The organism is Streptomyces changanensis (genome assembly GCF_024600715.1).
Lineage (GTDB): Bacteria > Actinomycetota > Actinomycetes > Streptomycetales > Streptomycetaceae > Streptomyces > Streptomyces changanensis.
This window is the reverse complement of the sequence record NZ_CP102332.1, coordinates 5129396-5147710: the sequence shown is the minus strand read 5'-3', so window position 1 is coordinate 5147710 and position 18315 is coordinate 5129396. Positions and strand designations below refer to the sequence as shown.

Below are 18315 nucleotides of genomic sequence, written 5' to 3'. Positions count from 1 at the left end.
GTGCGGGACCGGGAGCGGCCGGTGCTCAGACGGTGTGGACGCGGCTCGCGAAGGAGAGCCCCGCCGCGTCGGGGACCCAGGTGAGGTCCTCGGGGCGCGGCCGTGTCAGCGCCCGCTCGGGGAGCCCCGCGTCCTGCGTCATGGCGAGCACCCGCAGCGGCTTGCCGCCCCGGACGGTGAGGGTCACCTCGTGGCCGCGCGGCGAGGGCGCGGCGAGCAGCAGTCCCCACTTCCACGGCGAGCCGGCGTGCGGACGGTTCTCCCCGCCCGGGAGGTCCTGCGTCCCGGCGGGCGCGCCGTGCAGGCGGGCGCCGACGACCTCGGTGGCGGAGGTGTCGACGTAAAGGGCGAGCAGGACGGGCGTGCCGTTCGCGGCCCTCACGGAGAGGCGTACGGTCCGGGTGGCGCCGCTGCGCGTGTCGGAGACGGTCGTGACCTGCGGCCGGGAGACGGGGGCGACCGGCGCCTCGCCCGCCAGGAGGCCGCCGGGCGGGGCGGCGAGGGCGGGTGACCACGCCTCCAGCGTGTCGGTGCGGGAGGCGCCGGTGTGGGCGGTGACCCACGGGTGCGCGTCGGCGTCCTCGGACACCCAGTAGGCGCGGTCCCGGTCGGCGTCGAGGGCGTACATGAGGCTGACGGGCCGGGGGTGCTCGGCGTCGGCGCGGCCGGTGAGGGCGTTGGCGCCGACGAGCGCCGTCCCGGTGACCGCGACGGCCACGCCGGCCGCGACGACCCGCCGGCGCGGGGCGGTCCGCAGCGGCAGGGCCGCCGGGAGGGCCGGTACGGCGAGGACGAGGGCCGCCAGGACGAGCGGCGCCGCGGCGGAGGCCAGCCCGAGGGCCGGGAAGAGCAGCGCGACCAGCGGGGCGGTGACCGCGACGCCGGGCAGCCCGCCCAGCGCGAGGGCGGCCGCCCGCCACGGCGAGTCCTGCGGGGCGCGGACGGCGAGGAGCAGACCGGCTGCCCCGCCGAGCGCCGTCCACGTGAACACGTACGCGGCGCCGGGCAGCAGCACGGCGACGGGCACGGCCAGCAGCGCGGGCCACACGAGGACGCCGACGGCCGCCTCCGTCACGGAGCCCCGGGCCCGCCGCGCCGTCCACACGGCCCACAGCGCGGTCACCGTGGCGGTGAGCAGCAGCAGTCCGGTGACGGCCGGGCCGGTCCGGTACGGGTCGCCGAGGTGGAACAGGGCGTAGTCGGGGCGGAGCAGCAGCAGGCCCTGCCAGGCGGCCCAGCCGAGCGCGGCGGCCGCGGCGAGGGTGAGCGGGAAGGTCAGCGCGGACCGTACGGCGGCACGGGCGCGCAGGGCGCGGCGGCGGTGGGCGTACCAGGAGGCCGCGGCGAGCGCGGTGGGTGCCAGCAGGGCCAGCGGCAGCACCATCCCGGCGGGGTAGCGGACGAGCAGCGGACCCACGTTGAACCAGGTCGCCTCGGGCGCCTCGGTGACGTCCCGGAGGTCCGCAGCGGCCAGCGCGCGGACGGCGGACAGGGCGGTGTCGCCGAGGTCCTGGAGGCTGCCCGGGTCGAGGTGGGCGGCGTCGTCGCCGGGCCCGTGGTAGCGGGCGCTGCCGCCGATGACGGCGAAGTTCAGCCCGGTCATCCCGGCGGCGCGCAGCGGGGTCAGGTCCGTGTCGTGCGGCAGCAGCCGGTAGATCTCGTCGGACAGGGAGGTGGCCACGGGCGGGATGTCGGCGAGGGCGTCGGCCAGGGCCGCGCTGTGGGCGCCCGTCTCGAACATGACGGCGCGTCCACTGGTTCCCCGCGCCTCCAGGTTGACGACGACGTGCGGCTGTCGGGCGGCGGCTCCGAGGCTCCGCAGGTGGGCGCGGGCGCCGAGCTGGCCGGTCTCCTCCATGTCGGTGAGGAGCAGCACCACGTCGTTGCGGGGGCGGGGCCCCTCGGTCAGGACGCGGGCGATCTCCAGCAGGGACGCCACCCCGAGGCCGTCGTCGGAGGCGCCGGGACCGGTGGGGACGGAGTCGGTGTGGGCGACCAACAGCAGCCTGCCCGTGGAGGAGGTCCCCTCGATGGTGGCGGTGATGTTGTGGACGCGTCCGGCGAGGTGCGAGGAGTCCCGGCCGGGCAGCACCTCCGTCGCCTCGCTCTGCACGGGTTTCAGCCCCGAACGCGTCAACTGCCCCCGCACATAAGCCCGTACGGCCTCCGCTTCCGGTGTTCCGGAAGGATGTGGGGCCCGCGCGAGATGCGGAACATGGACCCGGGCACGTTCGGCGGAGAAGACGGAGGGCGCCGCGTCGGCGCGTACGGGCTCCGGGACGGCGCGCACGAGAATCGCGCTGCCGGCTGCGGCCAGTACGAGCAGCAGGACGACGACAAGCGCGGATACGCGCGACCTCATGAAGCCCCCGGAATCGACGAAGCGCCCTCGTGGGGGCTTGATCGTTGCGGAACCTATCAGTGATCAGCGGGAGTTGAAAGGGGTTCACAAAGGGCCTCGCCTGCGGTTGTATGGCTGGTACACCCGGGATGACGCCATTGCGCGCCCCAGGTCCGCACCACGTTTTCAAAGGGGGAATTCACGGGTGAGCGTCCCCGTAGTCCATTTCCAGGACGTCGTGAAGACCTACGGCACGGCGAGCGCCCTCGACGGGCTCGATCTGGAGGTTCCCCCGGGCCGGTTCTTCGGACTGCTGGGGCCGAACGGCGCCGGCAAGTCCACGACCATGCGCCTGATCACCGGGCAGAGCCGGGCCACCGGCGGCACGGTCGAGGTGCTGGGGCACGGCATGCCCGCCGCGTCGCGGCGGGTCCGCTCGCTGCTCGGCGTCGTTCCGCAGGAGGACAACCTCGACATCGAGCTGACCGTCCGGCAGAACCTGGAGGTGTTCGCCCGTTTCAGCGCCCTGCCGCCCGCCGGGTGCGGCGCGGCGGTGGACCGGGCGCTGGCGGCGGTGCGCCTCACCGACCGGGCGGACAGCCGGGTCGAGGCGCTGTCCGGTGGCATGCGGCGCAGGCTGCTCCTCGCGCGGGGCATCCTCACGTCCCCGCGGCTGCTGCTTCTCGACGAGCCGACCGTGGGCCTGGACCCGCAGATCCGCCAGGACCTGTGGGACGTCATCGAGGCGCTGCGCGAGACCGGCACGACGGTGCTGATGTCCACGCACTACATCGAGGAGGCGGAGCGCCTCGCCGACGAGGTCGCCGTCGTCTTCGCGGGCCGGCTGATCGCCCGGGGCACCCCGACCGAGCTGCTGCGCGCCCACGCCGGGGCGCAGGCCGCCGAGTACCGGGGGGACGCGTCCCGCCGTACGGAGGTGGAGGCGCTCGTGGCGAGGGCGGGGCTCACCAGCAGGCGCACCGGCCTGTCGGTGTCGGTGCTCCGCGCCGAGACGATGCCCGAGTCGCTGCGCGCCGAGCTGGGCGCTCCGGACGTGCTGCGGCCCACGACCCTGGAGGACGTCTTCGTGACGCTGACGGGCGAGCTGTTCGTCTGACCCGGAGGCCCGCCGCGCCGCGCCTCCCGCGGTGCTCCACCGGTACTCCGCCGGCGCGCGGCGCCGTTCCGGCCCCCGGCGCCGGCGGGCGCCCCGTCCTCCCCCACGCGGCGGCAGCCGTTCGCCGATCCCGGCCGACCAGAAGGGACCCACTCCATGTCGAGGGCCGCACCGGCTCTACCCGCGCAGCCGCCGGCCGGCGCGCCCGTGTCCGAGGGCGGCTCCCCGGCCACCCCGGCGCTGATGCCGTCACTGCGCGCCGTGTGGCTGCGGGAACTCCTGCTGTTCAAACGCTACTGGCCGGCGATCACCTTCGGCTCGCTGGTCGAGCCCCTGGTCTACATGGCCGGTTTCGGGCTGGGCTTCAGCCGCCTGGTCGACTCCGCCGAGGGCCGCCCGTACCCGCAGTTCCTGGGCATCGGCATGGTGGTGACCTCGGTCCTCTTCGCCTCCGCCTTCGCGGGCATGTTCGAGAGCTACAACCGGCGCTGCTACCAGCACCTGTACGACGCGGTGCTGAGCCGCCCGGTCGACGTGTGGGAGCTGGTCACGGCCGAGGCGTCCTGGATCGCCGTCAAGTCGTCCGCGTACAGCTCGGTACCGCTGCTCGTCACGGTCGCGATCGGTCTGCCGTTCACTCCGTCGCTGCTGCTCGTGCCGCTGATCACGCTGGTGGCGGGGCTGGCGTTCGCCCTGTGCGGGATGTGGGTCTCGACGCTGGTCCCGGCCATCGACTGGCTGCGGCTCGTCGTGTCGGGCGTGCTCACCCCCCTGGTGATGGCCGCCGGGGTGTTCTTCCCGCTGACGGGGCTGCCCGGCTGGGTGCAGACCGTCGCGGCGGTCAACCCCATCCACCACTGCATGCAGCTGGTCCGGCACGCCGCGTTCGGCACGCTCGGTGCCGGGGACCTGCTGCACCTGGCGGTACTCGCCGCCTTCACCGTCGCCGCGTGGTTCCTCGCCGTACGCGGGATGAGCCGCCGTCTCTTCGACTGACCGAGCCACCGACAGGAGCGCACGATGACCAACCCCTTCGACAGCGAGGACCGCATGTACGCCGTCCTCCGCAACGACCGCGCCGAGCACTCCCTGTGGCCGGTCGGCATCGAGGTCCCGGACGGCTGGACGGTCGTCCACGAGGAGGACTCCCGCGCGTCCTGCCTCACCTGGATCGAGGCACACGCGTCCTGACGCGCGTCGGCCCGACAGTGGGGCGTCCCCTCCCTCGTGGAGAGCCTCCGGAGGGCCGCCATGACAGGAGTGCCTGCACCCCGCTGCGCTTCCCCGGCCAGTACTACGATCCCGAGACCGGCCTCCACTGCGACTGCTTCCGCCACTACGACCCCGAGACCGTCCGTTACGTGTGACCCCGCTGGGTCTCATGCCCAAGTACAGGCCCAGCGGCCCAAGCGACTGCGGTCGGCGGCAAGACCGCAGATCCCGGTCGGCCGATCACCCACGAGGACATCGTGGGAGGCAGGATTCCGGGCAGAGACGGGTTGATGTCCCCGGCAGTGCGGATCAAGTGTGGCGGTTCGACCATGAAAGTGAGACTCGACGACGGTTGGGCCGCGACGGTGACGGACGATCCACTGGTCTTCACCCCCCGTCTGCTCACGGAGTGGCTCGACCTGATCACCGCTCCGGTGATCGACGACCTGATGGACGGTGAGCCGGCCGCCGCGACCCGGCTCCGATCAGTCGACCAGGCCCTGCGCACGCAGCGCCAGGACCAGCACCGGGCTGACGCCCTGCACGCGCTCATCGCCAACCTGGTCGACGACTACGCGAGCCGATGAAGGCCGCGGCTCATGGACCGCCAGCAGGCACCAGATCGGCTGGACGCCCCCCGGGGCGCTGCCAGATGTGAGGCTGCGGGGGGAGGCACATGACGGCTCACCGGGGAACGCTGCCATCTGTGCGGTCAGCGGATTCCAGGTGGAGCGCCGGTCGCCGCCATCCCCGCCCCTTCTCCCACGCTGCCGGCGGAGTGGACGAGGCGTGACATCGCCATGTGCACAAGCTCCGCTGCACGGCGTGAATGGAGCGAATCGAGGCGGCAGAGTGTTGCCTGGACGTCCCCCTCACCGCCCGCAGCAGCGCACTCTCGATCAGACCCATGCGGCCAAACCTGCCCACGGCGTGGTCAACAGAGCGCCCGAACAACGGCATAACGCCTCTGACGCCTCATTGGAACGAGCGTCATCTCAGCGTCAGGACATCACCCGCAACGCCCACACCGCGCATAAGGCGCACCCACAGAACACCAGCTCAGCGGCCCTACTTCACCGGCTCCAGGATCGCCACGCACTCCACGTGGTGCGTCATCGGGAAGAGGTCGAAGGCGCGCAGGGTGCGGACGCGGTAGCCGGTCTCGGCGAAGTACGCGATGTCGCGGGCCAGGGCGGCCGGGTCGCAGGCGACGTAGGCGATGCGGCGGGCGCCCAGGGACGCGAGGTGGTGGACCGTCTGCTTGCCGGCGCCGGCGCGGGGCGGGTCGAGGACGATGATGTCGACCTCGGTGATGCCCGTGCGCGGCAGGATCTGTTCGACCTTGCCCTGTTCGACGCGGACGCGGTCGAAGTGCTGGAGGTTGTGGCGGGCGTCCTCGACCGCGCGCTTGCCGGACTCGATGCCGAGGACCGCGCCCTGGTCGCCGACGCGGTCGGCGAGGGCGCCCGCGAAGAGGCCGGCGCCGCAGTAGAGGTCGAGGGCGGTGTCGCCCTTGCGCGGGAGGAGGCCCTGCATGACGGCGCGGACGAGGGTGTCGGCGGCCTTCGTGTGGACCTGCCAGAAGCCGCCGTTGCCGACGCGGTAGGTGCGGTCGTCGGCGCGCTCGCGGACAAAAGCACGGCCGTGGACGCGGTGGACGCCGCCGTCCTTCTCCTCGACGCGCAGCACCGAGACCGGCTTGTCCAGTTCGACGAGGGGGAGGCGGGCGCCGGGGCGCGGGGTGAGGACGACCTGGCGGTCCTGGGAGCCGGTGGCGGCGATGGCCTCGACGGACGCCATGCCGGACCAGTCGCGGTTCTCGACGCCGAGTTCGCTGACGCCGGGCGCGGCGATGAGGCAGCGGTCGATCGGCTGGACCTCGTGCGAGCGGTGCTTGCGCAGGCCCGCGCGGCCGTCGGCGTCGATGGCGTACTGGACGCGGGTCCGCCAGGCGGGCACCTCACCGGCGGGGAGCTTGTCGCCCTCGACGGGCACGACCGTGCCGTCCCACCCTGCCTCCTCGGGGGTGAGGCCCGCGAGGTGGCGGAGCTGTTCGGCGACGACCTCGCCCTTGAGGCGGCGCTGGGCGCCCGGCTTGGCGTGCTGCCAGTCGCAGCCGCCGCAGCGGCCGGGGCCGGCGTACGGGCAGGGAGCCTCGATGCGGTCCTTGGACGGGTCGAGGACGGTGACGGCGTCCGCGCGCAGGAAGCGGGAGGTCTCGTCGCCCTCGGTCACCCGGGCGACGACCCGCTCGCCGGGCAGCGCGTGCCGGACGAACAGGACCCTGCCCTCCGCGGTGCGGGCGACGCAGTGGCCGCCATGCGCGACGGGGCCGACCTCGACCTCGTACTCCTCGCCGACCAGCGAGGACTCGGGTGCGTTCTTCGGCATGGCGGGGTGACTCCAAAAGAAGGGGGCGGAGAGATCCGTTGGCGGGCTCGCGTCGGGCGTGGCGCCAGCCCACCAGTCTACGTCCCCCCGGGGTCACTCCTTGCCGTTCGGCTCCCCGCGGCCGGAGGGGCGCTTGGGGCCGGTCTCCACCAGGCCCCGGCGGACCGAGCCGGGCGCGTTCCAGTCCTGGTGCTTCTTCGCCCGCTCCTTGGCCACCTCGGACGAGCGCAGCTGGTAGGGCACGGAGGTGACCATGACGCCGGGAGTGAACAGGAGGCGGCCCTTGAGGCGCAGGGCGCTCTGGTTGTGCAGCAGGTGCTCGTACCAGCGACCGACCACGTACTCCGGGATGATCACGCTGACGACGTCACGGGGGCTCTCGCGGCGCAGGCTCTTGACGTAGTCGACGACGGGCCGGGTGATCTCGCGGTACGGGGAGTCGAGGACCTTCAGCGGGACGTTGATGCCGCGGCGCTCCCACTCCTCGGTGAGGGCCTTGGTCTCGGCGGGGTCGACGTTGATGCTGAGCGCCTCCAGCTTGTCGGAGCGCATCAGCTTGGCGTAGGCGACCGCGCGGAGTGTGGGGCGGTGGATCTTCGACACCAGGACGATGGAGTGCACGCGCGCGGGGCGGATGCTGTCGTCGCTGGGGCCCTCGGGGGCGGCGAGCTCCCGGGCGACGCGGTCGTAGTGCTTGCGGATGGCGGTCATCGTCACGAAGAAGATCGCCATGCCGAGCAGCGCGACCCAGGCGCCGTGGGTGAACTTGGTGACGAGGACGACGATGAGGACGAGGCCGGTGAAGAAGGCGCCGAAGGCGTTGATCGCGCGGGAGCGGATCATGTGGCGGCGCCTGGCCGGGTCGTGCTGGGTGCGCAGCAGGCGGTTCCAGTGGCGGACCATGCCGGTCTGGCTGAGCGTGAAGGAGACGAAGACGCCGACGATGTAGAGCTGGATGAGCTTCGTGGAGTCGGCGTCGTAGATCCAGACGAGCAGGATGGCCGCGCCGGCGAGGAGCACGATGCCGTTGGAGAAGGCGAGCCGGTCGCCGCGGGTGTGGAGCTGGCGGGGCAGGTACCGGTCCTGGGCGAGGATCGAGCCGAGCAGCGGGAAGCCGTTGTACGCGGTGTTGGCGGCCAGGAAGAGCACGAGCGCGGTGGCCGCGGCGAGCACGACGAAGAAGAACGTCCCGTCGCCGAAGACGGCGGCCGCGACCTGGGAGATGACCGGGTCCTGGACGTAGTCGGGGCCGACGGGGACGCCGTCGTGGAGCAGGTCGTGGGCGGGCTTCTCGGCCATCTTCACATGGGTGGCCATGGCCAGGCCGATGATGCCGCAGAACATGGTGACGGCGAGGGCGCCCATGAGCAGCAGGGTCGTCGCGGCGTTCCTCGACTTGGGCTTGCGGAAGGCGGGGACGCCGTTGCTGATCGCCTCGACGCCGGTGAGGGCGGCGCAGCCGGAGGAGAAGGCCCGCAGCAGCAGGAAGACGAGCGCGAAGCCGGCGATGCCCTCGTGTTCGGGCCGGATCGTGAAGTCCGCGGTGGGGGCCTGCATGGTCCGGTCGAGGACGACGCCCTTGAACGCACCCCAGGCGATCATGGCGAAGACGCCGGTGACGAAGACGTACGTCGGGATGGCGAAGAGCTTGCCGGACTCCTTCACGCCGCGCAGGTTCATCAGCGTCAGCAGCACGATGATGCCGATGGCGCACAGGACCTTGTGCTCGATGACGAAGTGGACGGCCGAGCCGAGGTTCTCCACGCCGGAGGAGATGGAGACGGCGACGGTCAGGACGTAGTCGACGAGGAGGGCGCTCGCGACGGTGAGTCCGGCCTTCGGGCCGAGGTTGGTGTTGGCGACCTCGTAGTCGCCGCCGCCGCTGGGGTAGGCGTGGACGTTCTGCCGGTACGAGGCGACGACCGTGAACATGAGGATCACGACGGCCGCGGCGATCCACGGGCTGAAGGTGTAGGCCGACGCCCCCGCGATGGAGAGGACCAGCAGGACCTCGCCGGGCGCGTACGCCACGGAGGAGAGGGGGTCGGAGGCGAAGACGGGGAGCGCGATGCGCTTCGGGAGGAGCGTCTCGCCCAGCCTGTCGCTCCGGAGAGCCCGGCCGATCAGGATCCGTTTGGGCACGTCGGTCAGTTTGGACACGGAGAGGATCGTAAGCGTTCCAAATGGGCCACGCCCACTCGCGGGTGACCGGTTCGACGCGTCGCCCGCGTCCGCGGGCGGATGAGGGCAACCGATCGATCGGGGCATAAGCTCGTGACGAGACAGCACCGCACGCAGGCTGAGAGAGAAGAGTGAGCAGGGTGTTTTCGCAGGTCAGCAAGGCGACCCGGAGTGCGGGGTAGGCGGACGTGCACATTGTGATCATGGGCTGCGGCCGGGTGGGGGCGGCCCTGGCGCAGACCCTGGAGCAGCAGGGGCACACGGTCGCGGTCGTCGACCAGGACCCCACGGCCTTCCGGCGCCTCGGCTCCGGCTTCGGTGGACGGCGTGTCACCGGGGTCGGCTTCGACCAGGACACCCTGCGCGAGGCGGGCATCGAGGAGGCCGGGGCGTTCGCCGCGGTCAGCAGTGGTGACAATTCCAACATCATCGCCGCGCGTGTCGCCCGCGAGATGTTCGGCATCGAGAACGTCGCCGCCCGTATCTACGACCCCCGGCGCGCCGAGGTGTACCAGCGGCTGGGCATCCCGACGGTCGCCACGGTGCGGTGGACCGCCGACCAGATGCTGAGGCGTCTGCTGCCGGCGGGGTCGGAGCCGGTGTGGCGGGACCCGAGCGGTGGGGTGCAGCTCGCGGAGGTGCACACCTCCCCCGCCTGGATCGGCCACAAGGTGAGCACGCTCCAGGAGGAGACGGGGGTCCGTGTGGCGTTCCTGACCCGGCTGGGCGAGGCGATGCTGCCGACGTCGCAGACCGTCCTGCAGGAGGGCGATCTGGTGCACGTGATGATGCGGACGGACGAGGTCGAGAAGGTCGAGGCGGCGTTCGCCCACGGCCCCGAGGGAGGCGAGCACTGATGCGGGTCGCCATCGCCGGCGCCGGCGCGGTGGGGCGTTCCATCGCGGGTGAGCTGTTGGAGAACGGTCACGACGTCCTCCTGGTCGACAAGGCGCCTACCGCCATCTCGGTGGAGCGGGTGCCGCAGGCGGAGTGGCTGCTGGCCGACGCGTGCGAGATCACGTCCCTGGACGAGGCGGCGCTGCAGCGGTGCCACGTCGTCATCGCGGCGACGGGCGACGACAAGGTGAACCTCGTCGTGTCGCTGCTCGCGAAGACCGAGTACGGGGTGCCCCGGGTCGTCGCCCGGGTGAACAACCCGAAGAACGAGTGGCTCTTCACCGAGGCGTGGGGCGTGGACGTCGCCGTGTCGACGCCGCGTCTGATGTCGGCCCTGGTGGAGGAGGCGGTGAGCGTCGGCGACCTGGTCCGGCTGCTGCGCTTCAGCCACGGCGACGCGAACCTCGTCGAGCTGACGCTGCCCCCGGAGTCGGGCCTGGCCGGTACGCAGATCGGGGACGTGGCATGGCCGGAGGACACCTCGCTGGTCACGATCATCCGCGGTTCGCGGGTGCTGACGCCGACCCCGGAGGAGACCCTGGAGGCCGGTGACGAGCTGCTGTTCGTCGCGGCGCAGGCGCGCGAGGAGCAGCTGGAGGAGTTGCTGTCGGTGCGGCGCGAGGACGCCTCCGGCTGACGGTCGGCCGGTCCGGCGCGTACACGGGGAGGGGCCGGGATCCGTTACGGATCCCGGCCCCTCCCCGTGTAGCGGGCGGCGTTGGGGCGCCGGGCGCGGGGCGCTTCTCCCGGGAGCCGCGCCCGGGTCCCGCGCCGAAGCGCCGCGCCCGAGCGTCTCGCTCACGCGCCGCGCTCTGGCGTCTCGCTCAGGCGCCGCGCTGGGGGTCCGGCTGGGTGCGCCGGGCCTCGGCCTGGGCCTTGCGCTCCTCCTCGGCGCGCTCGGCCGCCTCCATCTCCGCGAAGACGTCGATCGGCGGCGGCGCCTTGGCGAGGAACATCCACGTCAGGTACACGGCGAGCAGGAACGGCGGGATCTTCAGTGCGACGAGCACCCAGCCGAGCTGGGTGGTGTCGGCCCACCAGTACAGCGGGAAGAGGATCGCGCACTTGCCCAGCAGGATCAGGCCCCACGCGTAGCTGGCCTTGGCGTACGCCTTCTTGCGGCCGGGGTTACGGGTGCGCCAGGAGAGGTTCTCCTTGAAGATCGGGCCGAGGACGAGGCCGATCAGCGGTACGCCCGCGAGGGTCGTCACGATGTACGCGATCCCGAGCCCGAGGGTGTAGAGCATGCCGGGCAGGTAGAAGTCCTTGGCGTCGCCCGTCATCATCGCGAACACCACGCCGAAGGCGACGCCGAAGACACCGCTGAAGGCGTGCTTCATGGTGTCGCGGCGGACCAGCCGGACGACGACGAGCAGCAGCGACACGGCGAGGGCGGCGAGCGCCGAGACGTGCAGGTCCTTGTTGATCGTGTAGATCGTCACGAAGAGGAGGCCGGGCAGGACCGTCTCCACCATGCCGCGGACCCCGCCGAACGCCTCGAACAGCGCGGCCTCGGTCACGGCCCGCGCGTCGGCGGCCGCGGGGTCGGCGGCCGCGGCGTCGGCGCGTACGGTGCCGGCTGGTGCCGTGCCGTCGAGTGCGGGGGCGCCGTGTCCGGCGGCTTGGTGCGCGGCGCCGTCACCGCGGGCACCACCGCCCCCGCCGCCCTGCGGGCCGTACGGGCCCTGCGGGCCGTCGTGGTCGGCGGTCGGCTTGTCGAGTGACGTCACCGGCTACTCCTGTCCGAGCGGTCGGAGCTCGTATTTCGGATTGAAGAGGACCCTGCGCCCCTGGCTCATGGAGATCCGGCCCGAGGCTATGAGCCTGCGGCCCGGTTCGATGCCCGCGATGGAGCGGCGGCCCAGCCACACCACGTCCAGGGGGGCCGTACCGTCGAAGAGCTCGGCCTCCAGCGCCGGCACTCCGGCCCTCGGACGCAGGGTGACCGTCCGCAAGGTACCAGTCACCTTCACGATCTGCCGGTCACCGCAGTCACAGATGCGCGTGCACCCCGTCGCCTCCGCGTCCTCCTGGAGCTCCTCGGACTCGAGGTCGCCCTGGGAGCTGGCCAGGCGGTCCAGCATCCGGCGGAAGCGGCCGGTCGGCTTCCCTGTACGCGGTGCAGCACTCATACGCAAAGCCTACCGGGACGCACCGGACGCGACCCGGGCTCGGGCCGCCGCCCCGCGACGCACCCCGTGGGCACGGGCGGGGCCGCCCCGGCGCAGGAGCGGAACGCCTCAGCGCTCGAACCGGTACCCCATGCCGGGCTCGGTGACGAAGTGGCGGGGGTGCGAGGGGTCGGCCTCCAACTTGCGCCGCAGCTGCGCCATGTACACCCGCAGGTAGTTGGTCTCGGTGCCGTAGGAGGGGCCCCACACCTCCTGGAGGAGCTGCCTCTGGCTGACGAGCCGGCCCGCGTTGCGCACCAGGACCTCCAGCAGGTGCCACTCGGTCGGGGTCAGCCGTACGTCGGCGCCGCCCCGGTTGACCTTCTTCGCGGCGAGGTCGACGGTGAACCCCTCGGTCTCCACCACCAAGGCGCCCTCCCCGGGCCCGCCGACCGGCTCCGCGCGGCGGACGGCGGCGCGCAGCCGGGCCAGCAGCTCGTCCATGCCGAACGGCTTGGTGACGTAGTCGTCGGCGCCGGCGTCGAGGGCCTCGACCTTCTCGTCGGAGGTGTGGCGGGCGGAGAGCACGAGTATCGGCACCCGGGTCCGGCCGCGCAGCCCCCGGATGACGTCGATCCCGTCCATGTCGGGCAGGCCGAGGTCGAGGACGACCACGTCGGGGTTGCGCCGGGCGGCCAGGGAGAGGGCGGTCGCGCCGTCGGGGGCGGCGTCGACCTCGTACTTCCGTGCCTTCAGGTTGATCACGAGGGCGCGCACGATCTGCGGCTCGTCGTCGACCACGAGCACCCGCGTCATGAGGGGGCTGCTTCCTGTCGTCGGGGGTGGGCGGGGTCCTGGCGGGGGCCCGGCACTGCGGGACCGGGCCCCGAGGGGCCGGGCGGTCCGGCGGCGGCGGGCGCGGGGACGGCCGGGGAGGGCGCGGGGGCGGCTGCGGCGGGCGCGGCCGTGGCCGGGGCGGCCCGGAGGGTGAGGACCATGGTGAGGCCGCCGCCCGGGGTGTCCTCGGCGGTCAGGGTGGCGTCCATGGCCTCGGCGAAGCCGCGGGCGACGGCGAGGCCGAGGCCCACGCCGGCGCCGCGCGGGGCGTCGCCGTACCGCTGGAAGGGGGCGAAGATCCGTTCCTTCGCCTCGTCGGGCACGCCCGGGCCGCGGTCGATGACCCGCAGCTCGACGCGGTCGGCGTGGGCGCTGGCGGAGACGAGGACGCGGCGGCCGGCCGGGGTGTACTTGACGGCGTTCTCGACGAGGTTGGCGACGACGCGTTCGAGGAGCCCGCGGTCGACGGTGACCATGGGCAGCGTCTCGGGGATGTCGAGGACGACGCCGTCCTCCGGGACGCCGCCGAGGGCGACGGGGACGACCTCGTCGAGGTCCGTCACGCGCAGCAGGGGCGTGACGGTGCCGGTCTGGAGCCGCGACATGTCGAGGAGGTTGCCGACGAGGTGGTCGAGGCGGTCGGCGCCGTGCTCGATGGCCTCCAGCAGGTCGGTCCGGTCCTCCTCGGACCACTCGACGTCGTCGGAGCGCAGGGAGGAGACGGCGGCCTTGATGGCGGCGAGCGGGGTGCGCAGGTCGTGGGAGACGGCGGCGAGCAGCGCGGTGCGGATCTTGTTGCCCTCGGCGAGGCCGCGGGCCTCCTCGGCCTCGCCGACGAGCCGCTGGCGGTCGAGGACGACGGCGGCCTGGGCGGCGAAGGCGCCGAGGACGCGGCGGTCCTCAGCGGGCAGGACGCGGCCGGTGAGGGCGAGCGCGAGGTGGTCTCCGACGGGCATGTCGACGTCGGCGTCCTCGGGCCGGGCCGGCGGGCGGCCGGGGCCGACGTGGGCGGCGCAGCTCCAGGGGGTGTGGTCGTCGGGGCGTTCGAAGAGCGCGACGGAGGCCATGGCGAAGGTGTCCCGCACGCCCTGGAGGAGGGCGTCGAGGGTGGTCTCGCCGCGCAGCACGCCGCCGGCGAGCGCGGAGAGGATCTCCGACTCGGCCCGCAGGCGCGCGGCCTGCTGGGTGCGGCGGGCGGCGAGGTCCACGACGGAGGCGACGGAGAGGGCGACGGCGAAGAAGACGGACATGGCGACCACGTTCTCGGGGTCGGCGATGGTCCAGGTGTGCGTCGGCGGGGCGAAGTACCAGTTGAGGAGCAGCGAGCCGGCGGTGGCGGAGGCGAGGGCCGGCAGGAGCCCGCCCAGGAGGGCCGCCGCGACGGTCAGCGCCAGGAACAGCAGCATGTCGGTGGCGATGCCGGGCCCGGCGTCGACGCCGGAGAGGACCAGGGTGAGCAGGGCGGGGCCGAGGACGCCGACGGTCCAGGCGCAGACGCTGCGGCCGGGGCCGAGCCGGGCGCGGCGGGCGGCGGGCAGACCGCGCCCCCGGCCGGCGGCGCCGTGGGTGACGATGTGGACGTCGAGGTCGGCGCCGGAGTCGCGGGCGACGGTGGCGCTGACACCCGGACCGAAGACGTACTGCCAGGTCTTGCGGCGGCTGGCCCCGAGGACGATCTGGGTGGCGTTGTGGCCGCGGGCGAAGTCCAGCAGCGCAGCCGGCACGTCGTCGCCGATGACGTGGTGGAAGGTGCCGCCGAGGTCCTCGGCGAGGGTCCGCTGGAGGGCCAGTTCCTCGGGCGAGGCGGAGGTCGGGCCGTCGCTGCGGGCGACGTGCACGGCGAGGACCTCGCCGCCCGCGCCCCTCTCGGCGAGCCGGGCGGCACGGCGGACGAGGGTGCGCCCCTCGGGTCCGCCGGTGAGGCCGACGACGATCCGCTCGCGGGAGCCCCAGATGGCCGAGACGCTGTGGTCCCTGCGGTACTGCCGGAGGTACTCGTCGGCGCGGTCGGCGGTCCACAGCAGGGCCAGTTCGCGCAGGGCGGTGAGGTTGCCGGGGCGGAAGTAGTCGGCGAGCGCGGCGTCCACGCGGTCCGGCTGGTGGACGTTGCCGTGGGCCACGCGGCGGCGCAGGGCCTGCGGGTCCATGTCGACCAGCTCGATCTGGTCGGCGTGGCGGACGACCTCGTCGGGGACGGTCTCCTGCCGGCGCACGCCGGTGATGGACTCGACGACGTCGCCGAGGGACTCCAGGTGCTGGATGTTGACGGTGGAGACGACGTCGATGCCGGCGGCGAGCAGTTCCTCGACGTCCTGCCAGCGCTTGGCGTTGCGGGAGCCGGGGGCGTTGGTGTGGGCGAGCTCGTCTACGAGGGCGACGGCGGGGCGCCGTTCCAGGACGGCGTCCACGTCCATCTCGGTGAGGGCGGCGCCGCGGTGCTCGACGGTCCGGCGGGGTATCCGCTCCAGACCGGTCAGCAGGGCCCGGGTGCGGGGCCGGGAGTGGTGCTCGACGAGGGCGACGACGCAGTCGGTGCCGCGTTCGACGCGGCGGTGGGCCTCGGAGAGCATCGCGTACGTCTTGCCGACCCCCGGCGCCGCGCCGAGGTAGATCCGTAGCTTGCCGCGTCCCATGGCCTCATCGTCTTCCGAGCACTGCCGACTGCGCAGCGTCGACCCTAAGGCCAGGGATGGGGGCGAACCGGACGGGGGCGGTGGTTTCCGGGCAGCCTTGACAGAGTTCTGACACCCGGGCCGGCCGGCCCCCGTACGGCGTGGTCAGCGGACCTCGGTGATCTCCGGGCCGCGGTGGAGCTGGCCCATGTCGCCGGAGAAGCGCGAGCCGCCCTCGGCGTCGGTCTGGACGCCCTCGGGGACCATCTGCGCGTCCTCGGGGAGCTTGAGGACGATCGGGTCGCGCGGGGCCATCGGGCCCTCGCCGCGGACGACGACCGTGTCGCGGAAGATCTGCTCCAGCAGCCCGGCGGCCTGTGGCTGCACCGCGCCCTGGCCGGAGATGACGCCGCGCAGGAACCAGCGCGGACCGTCGACGCCGACGAAGCGCACCAGCTGGACGCCGCCCGTGCCGTCCGGCAGCTGGACGGGGACCTGGGCGCGCAGCTCCCAGCCGAGGGAGCCCTCGATCTCGTCGATGACGCCACCCTGCTGGGTGATGCCGGAGGCGATCTCCTCGCGGACCTCGCCCCAGATGCCCTCCTTCTTGGGGGCGGCGAAGGCCTGCAGCTGGATCGCGCTGTCCCGCAGGACGACCGTCGCCGCGACGATGGCGTCGCCCGCGACCTCGACGCGCAGCTCCATGCCCTCGACCCCCGGTACGAACATGCCGCCCAGGTCGACGCGGCCCTCCTCGGGCCTGGTCACCTCGGAGACGTCCCAGGGCCCGTCGGGCCGGGGCGCCGGCGGAAGGTTCACGCGGCGGGGGCTGTCCTCGTCCGCCGCCTCGTCGGTGTCGACCGCGTCGACGACCTGCTCGGCCTCGCCCGCCGCGTTCTCGGCGGCACTGGTCTTCTTGCGACGTCCGAACACGTCACTGTCCTTCCCGGTCGGATACGACCGCAGCGTATTGATTCCCACCCGTCCAGCCGCCCACGGCGGCATGCCCGCCAGTGGACCCGAAGCCCCCCTCGCCTCGTGCCGAGCCGGGAAGCTCCGCCACCTCGTGGAAGCGGACCTTCTCGACCTGCTGAACGACCAGTTGGGCGATCCGGTCGAACCGTTCGAACCGCACGCTCTCACGCGGGTCCAGGTTGACCACGATCACCTTGATCTCTCCACGGTACCCGGCATCGACCGTCCCCGGGGCATTCACCAGACCGACTCCGAGCCGGGCGGCGAGCCCGGAGCGCGGGTGTACGAAGGCCGCGTACCCGTCCGGAAGGGCGATCGACACCCCGGTGGGGAGAACCGCGCGCTCGCCGGGCGCCAGCTCGACGGCCTCGGTGGTGACGAGGTCGGCTCCCGCGTCGCCGGGGTGCCCGTACGCCGGGATCGGCACCTCCGGGTCCAGGCGGCGGATCAGCACGTCGACGGGGTTGCGCATCAGGGGTTCACCTCGAAGGCGCGGGCGCGCCGGAGCTGGTCGGGATCGGCCATGGCCGCGCGGATCTCCTCCGGGCGGCCGTTGTCGATGAAGTGATCGACCTTGACCTCGATGAAGAGCGCGTCGGCGCGGACCGCGACGGGGCCCTCCGGCCCGCCGATCCGGCCGGTCGCGGTGGAGTAGATCTTGCGGCCGTGCACGGCGGTGACCTCGGCCTCCAGGTGGAGGACGGTGCCGACGGGCACGGGCCGCGCGAAGTCGGTCTCCAGCCGCCCGGTCACGGCGATGACCCGCAGCAGCCAGTTGAGCGAGCCGAGCGTCTCGTCGAGCGCGGTGGCCAGCACGCCGCCGTGGGCGAGGCCCGGCGCGCCCTGGTGGTCCTCCGTGACGGTGAACCCGGCGGTGACGGTCACGCCCTCGCCTGCCCGGGCCTCCAGGTGCAGCCCGTGCGGCTGGCCGCCGCCGCAGCCGAAGCAGTGCGCGTAGTGGGCCCCGAGGAGCTCACCCGGGGCGGGGGCTTCGGGGTGCCGTACCGGCGGCCGGGCCTCGGCGGGAGGCGTCAGTGCTGTGCTCACAGCCGCAGACCTTACCCGCGCGGCGGCGCACCGGTCGCACCGTGCCAAGCTTGGGTGTATGCAGCCTTCCGACCGCGCTTCGGCCCCGAGTCACGACGAACGCCTCACCGCGCCCGGCCAGTGGTGGCTCTTCGCCGCCCTGCTGGGCCTCTCCGGGGGCCTGGTGGTCATGCCGCTGGGCGCGGTGCCGATGCTGGGGGGCGTCATCGCCGCGGGCGCCCTGGCGTCGATCTGCGTCAGCTCGTACGGCTCGGCGCGCGTGCGCGTGGTGGCGGGGTCCCTGGTCGCGGGGGACGCCCGGATCCCGGTGGAGGCGCTGGGCGAGCCGGAGGTGCTGGACGCCGAGGAGGCGCGCGCCTGGCGCACGCACAAGGCGGACCCGCGGGCGTTCATGGTGCTGCGCAGCTACATCCCGGGCGCGGTCCGCGTCGAGGTGACGGACCCGGCCGACCCCACACCGTACGTGTACCTCTCGACCCGCGACCCGGAGGCCCTGGCGGGTGCGCTGAGGCGGGCGCGCGAGGCGGCGGTACGCGGCTGACGGCGACCGTTCCGGGCGGGCCGTGGGGGCCGCCGGACCGCCGTGAGGCGGTA

The 18315-nt window shown here is 73.3% G+C and carries 17 protein-coding genes; 7 read left to right on the top strand and 10 right to left on the bottom strand.

Annotation, left to right across the window (positions count from 1 at the left end):
- Positions 1-25: 25 nt before the first annotated feature.
- Positions 26-2362, bottom strand: a complete 2337-nt coding sequence (locus tag NRO40_RS22790; protein ID WP_157901933.1) for a M20/M25/M40 family metallo-hydrolase — start codon at positions 2360-2362, stop codon at positions 26-28.
- A gap of 184 nt (positions 2363-2546) precedes the next feature.
- Between NRO40_RS22790 and NRO40_RS22785 the strand changes: the two genes are divergently transcribed.
- The 4 genes from NRO40_RS22785 to NRO40_RS22770 all read left to right on the top strand — a co-directional run bounded on the left by NRO40_RS22785 (position 2547) and on the right by NRO40_RS22770 (position 5257).
- Positions 2547-3458: an ABC transporter ATP-binding protein gene (locus NRO40_RS22785; protein ID WP_058943808.1), complete on the top strand. Its 912-nt coding sequence runs from the start codon at positions 2547-2549 to the stop codon at positions 3456-3458.
- Positions 3459-3614: 156 nt separating this feature from the next.
- Entirely contained in the window at positions 3615-4454 is an 840-nt protein-coding gene (locus NRO40_RS22780; protein WP_058943809.1) for an ABC transporter permease, read from the top strand.
- Positions 4455-4478: 24 nt separating this feature from the next.
- Complete coding sequence (locus NRO40_RS22775) at positions 4479-4649, top strand: MbtH family protein (RefSeq protein WP_079047312.1); 171 nt, start codon at positions 4479-4481, stop codon at positions 4647-4649.
- A 356-nt stretch (positions 4650-5005) separates the two neighbouring features.
- Positions 5006-5257: a hypothetical protein gene (locus NRO40_RS22770; protein ID WP_058943810.1), complete on the top strand. Its 252-nt coding sequence runs from the start codon at positions 5006-5008 to the stop codon at positions 5255-5257.
- A gap of 481 nt (positions 5258-5738) precedes the next feature.
- Here NRO40_RS22770 and NRO40_RS22765 read toward each other — a convergent pair whose 3' ends face one another.
- Together NRO40_RS22765 and NRO40_RS22760 are read right to left on the bottom strand one after the other, a co-directional pair.
- Positions 5739-7061: a class I SAM-dependent RNA methyltransferase gene (locus tag NRO40_RS22765; RefSeq protein ID WP_058943811.1), complete on the bottom strand. Its 1323-nt coding sequence runs from the start codon at positions 7059-7061 to the stop codon at positions 5739-5741.
- A gap of 93 nt (positions 7062-7154) precedes the next feature.
- A complete protein-coding gene (locus tag NRO40_RS22760; protein ID WP_058943812.1) occupies positions 7155-9221 on the bottom strand; it encodes an APC family permease in 2067 nt (688 codons plus the stop codon).
- 209 nt (positions 9222-9430) lie between these two features.
- Here NRO40_RS22760 and NRO40_RS22755 point away from each other — a divergent pair, with 209 nt between their 5' ends.
- Together NRO40_RS22755 and NRO40_RS22750 are read left to right on the top strand one after the other, a co-directional pair.
- Positions 9431-10099 carry a potassium channel family protein gene (locus NRO40_RS22755; RefSeq protein ID WP_058943813.1) on the top strand — a complete coding sequence of 223 codons (669 nt, stop codon included), beginning with the start codon at positions 9431-9433 and terminating at the stop codon, positions 10097-10099.
- Positions 10099-10776 (top strand): potassium channel family protein, encoded by a 678-nt coding sequence (locus NRO40_RS22750; protein WP_058943814.1) that lies wholly within the window; start codon positions 10099-10101, stop codon positions 10774-10776. The genes NRO40_RS22755 and NRO40_RS22750 overlap by 1 nt, the downstream gene beginning before the upstream one ends.
- A 187-nt stretch (positions 10777-10963) precedes the next feature.
- On the opposite strand, the gene NRO40_RS22745 is transcribed toward NRO40_RS22750, so the two are convergent.
- From NRO40_RS22745 to NRO40_RS22715, 7 genes are all read right to left on the bottom strand, one after another.
- Positions 10964-11869: a DUF3159 domain-containing protein gene (locus NRO40_RS22745; protein WP_408057044.1), complete on the bottom strand. Its 906-nt coding sequence runs from the start codon at positions 11867-11869 to the stop codon at positions 10964-10966.
- A 3-nt stretch (positions 11870-11872) separates the two neighbouring features.
- Entirely contained in the window at positions 11873-12271 is a 399-nt protein-coding gene (locus tag NRO40_RS22740; protein ID WP_079047313.1) for an OB-fold nucleic acid binding domain-containing protein, read from the bottom strand.
- A gap of 108 nt (positions 12272-12379) precedes the next feature.
- Positions 12380-13066 carry a response regulator gene (locus NRO40_RS22735; RefSeq protein WP_058943816.1) on the bottom strand — a complete coding sequence of 229 codons (687 nt, stop codon included), beginning with the start codon at positions 13064-13066 and terminating at the stop codon, positions 12380-12382.
- On the bottom strand, positions 13063-15720 hold the full coding sequence (locus tag NRO40_RS22730) for a sensor histidine kinase (RefSeq protein ID WP_079047314.1): 2658 nt from the start codon (positions 15718-15720) through the stop codon (positions 13063-13065). The genes NRO40_RS22735 and NRO40_RS22730 overlap by 4 nt, the downstream gene beginning before the upstream one ends.
- A gap of 144 nt (positions 15721-15864) precedes the next feature.
- Positions 15865-16632: a DUF3710 domain-containing protein gene (locus NRO40_RS22725; RefSeq protein ID WP_058943817.1), complete on the bottom strand. Its 768-nt coding sequence runs from the start codon at positions 16630-16632 to the stop codon at positions 15865-15867.
- A gap of 1 nt (position 16633) precedes the next feature.
- Entirely contained in the window at positions 16634-17146 is a 513-nt protein-coding gene (gene dut / locus NRO40_RS22720; protein ID WP_058943818.1) for a dUTP diphosphatase, read from the bottom strand.
- Positions 17146-17721, bottom strand: a complete 576-nt coding sequence (locus tag NRO40_RS22715) for a PaaI family thioesterase (protein ID WP_058943819.1) — start codon at positions 17719-17721, stop codon at positions 17146-17148. Before NRO40_RS22715 ends, dut begins: the two co-directional genes overlap by 1 nt.
- 58 nt (positions 17722-17779) lie before the next feature.
- On the opposite strand from NRO40_RS22715, the gene NRO40_RS22710 reads away from it, so the two are divergent.
- Positions 17780-18262, top strand: a complete 483-nt coding sequence (locus tag NRO40_RS22710) for a DUF3093 domain-containing protein (protein WP_058943820.1) — start codon at positions 17780-17782, stop codon at positions 18260-18262.
- The last annotated feature ends 53 nt before the right edge of the window (positions 18263-18315 follow it).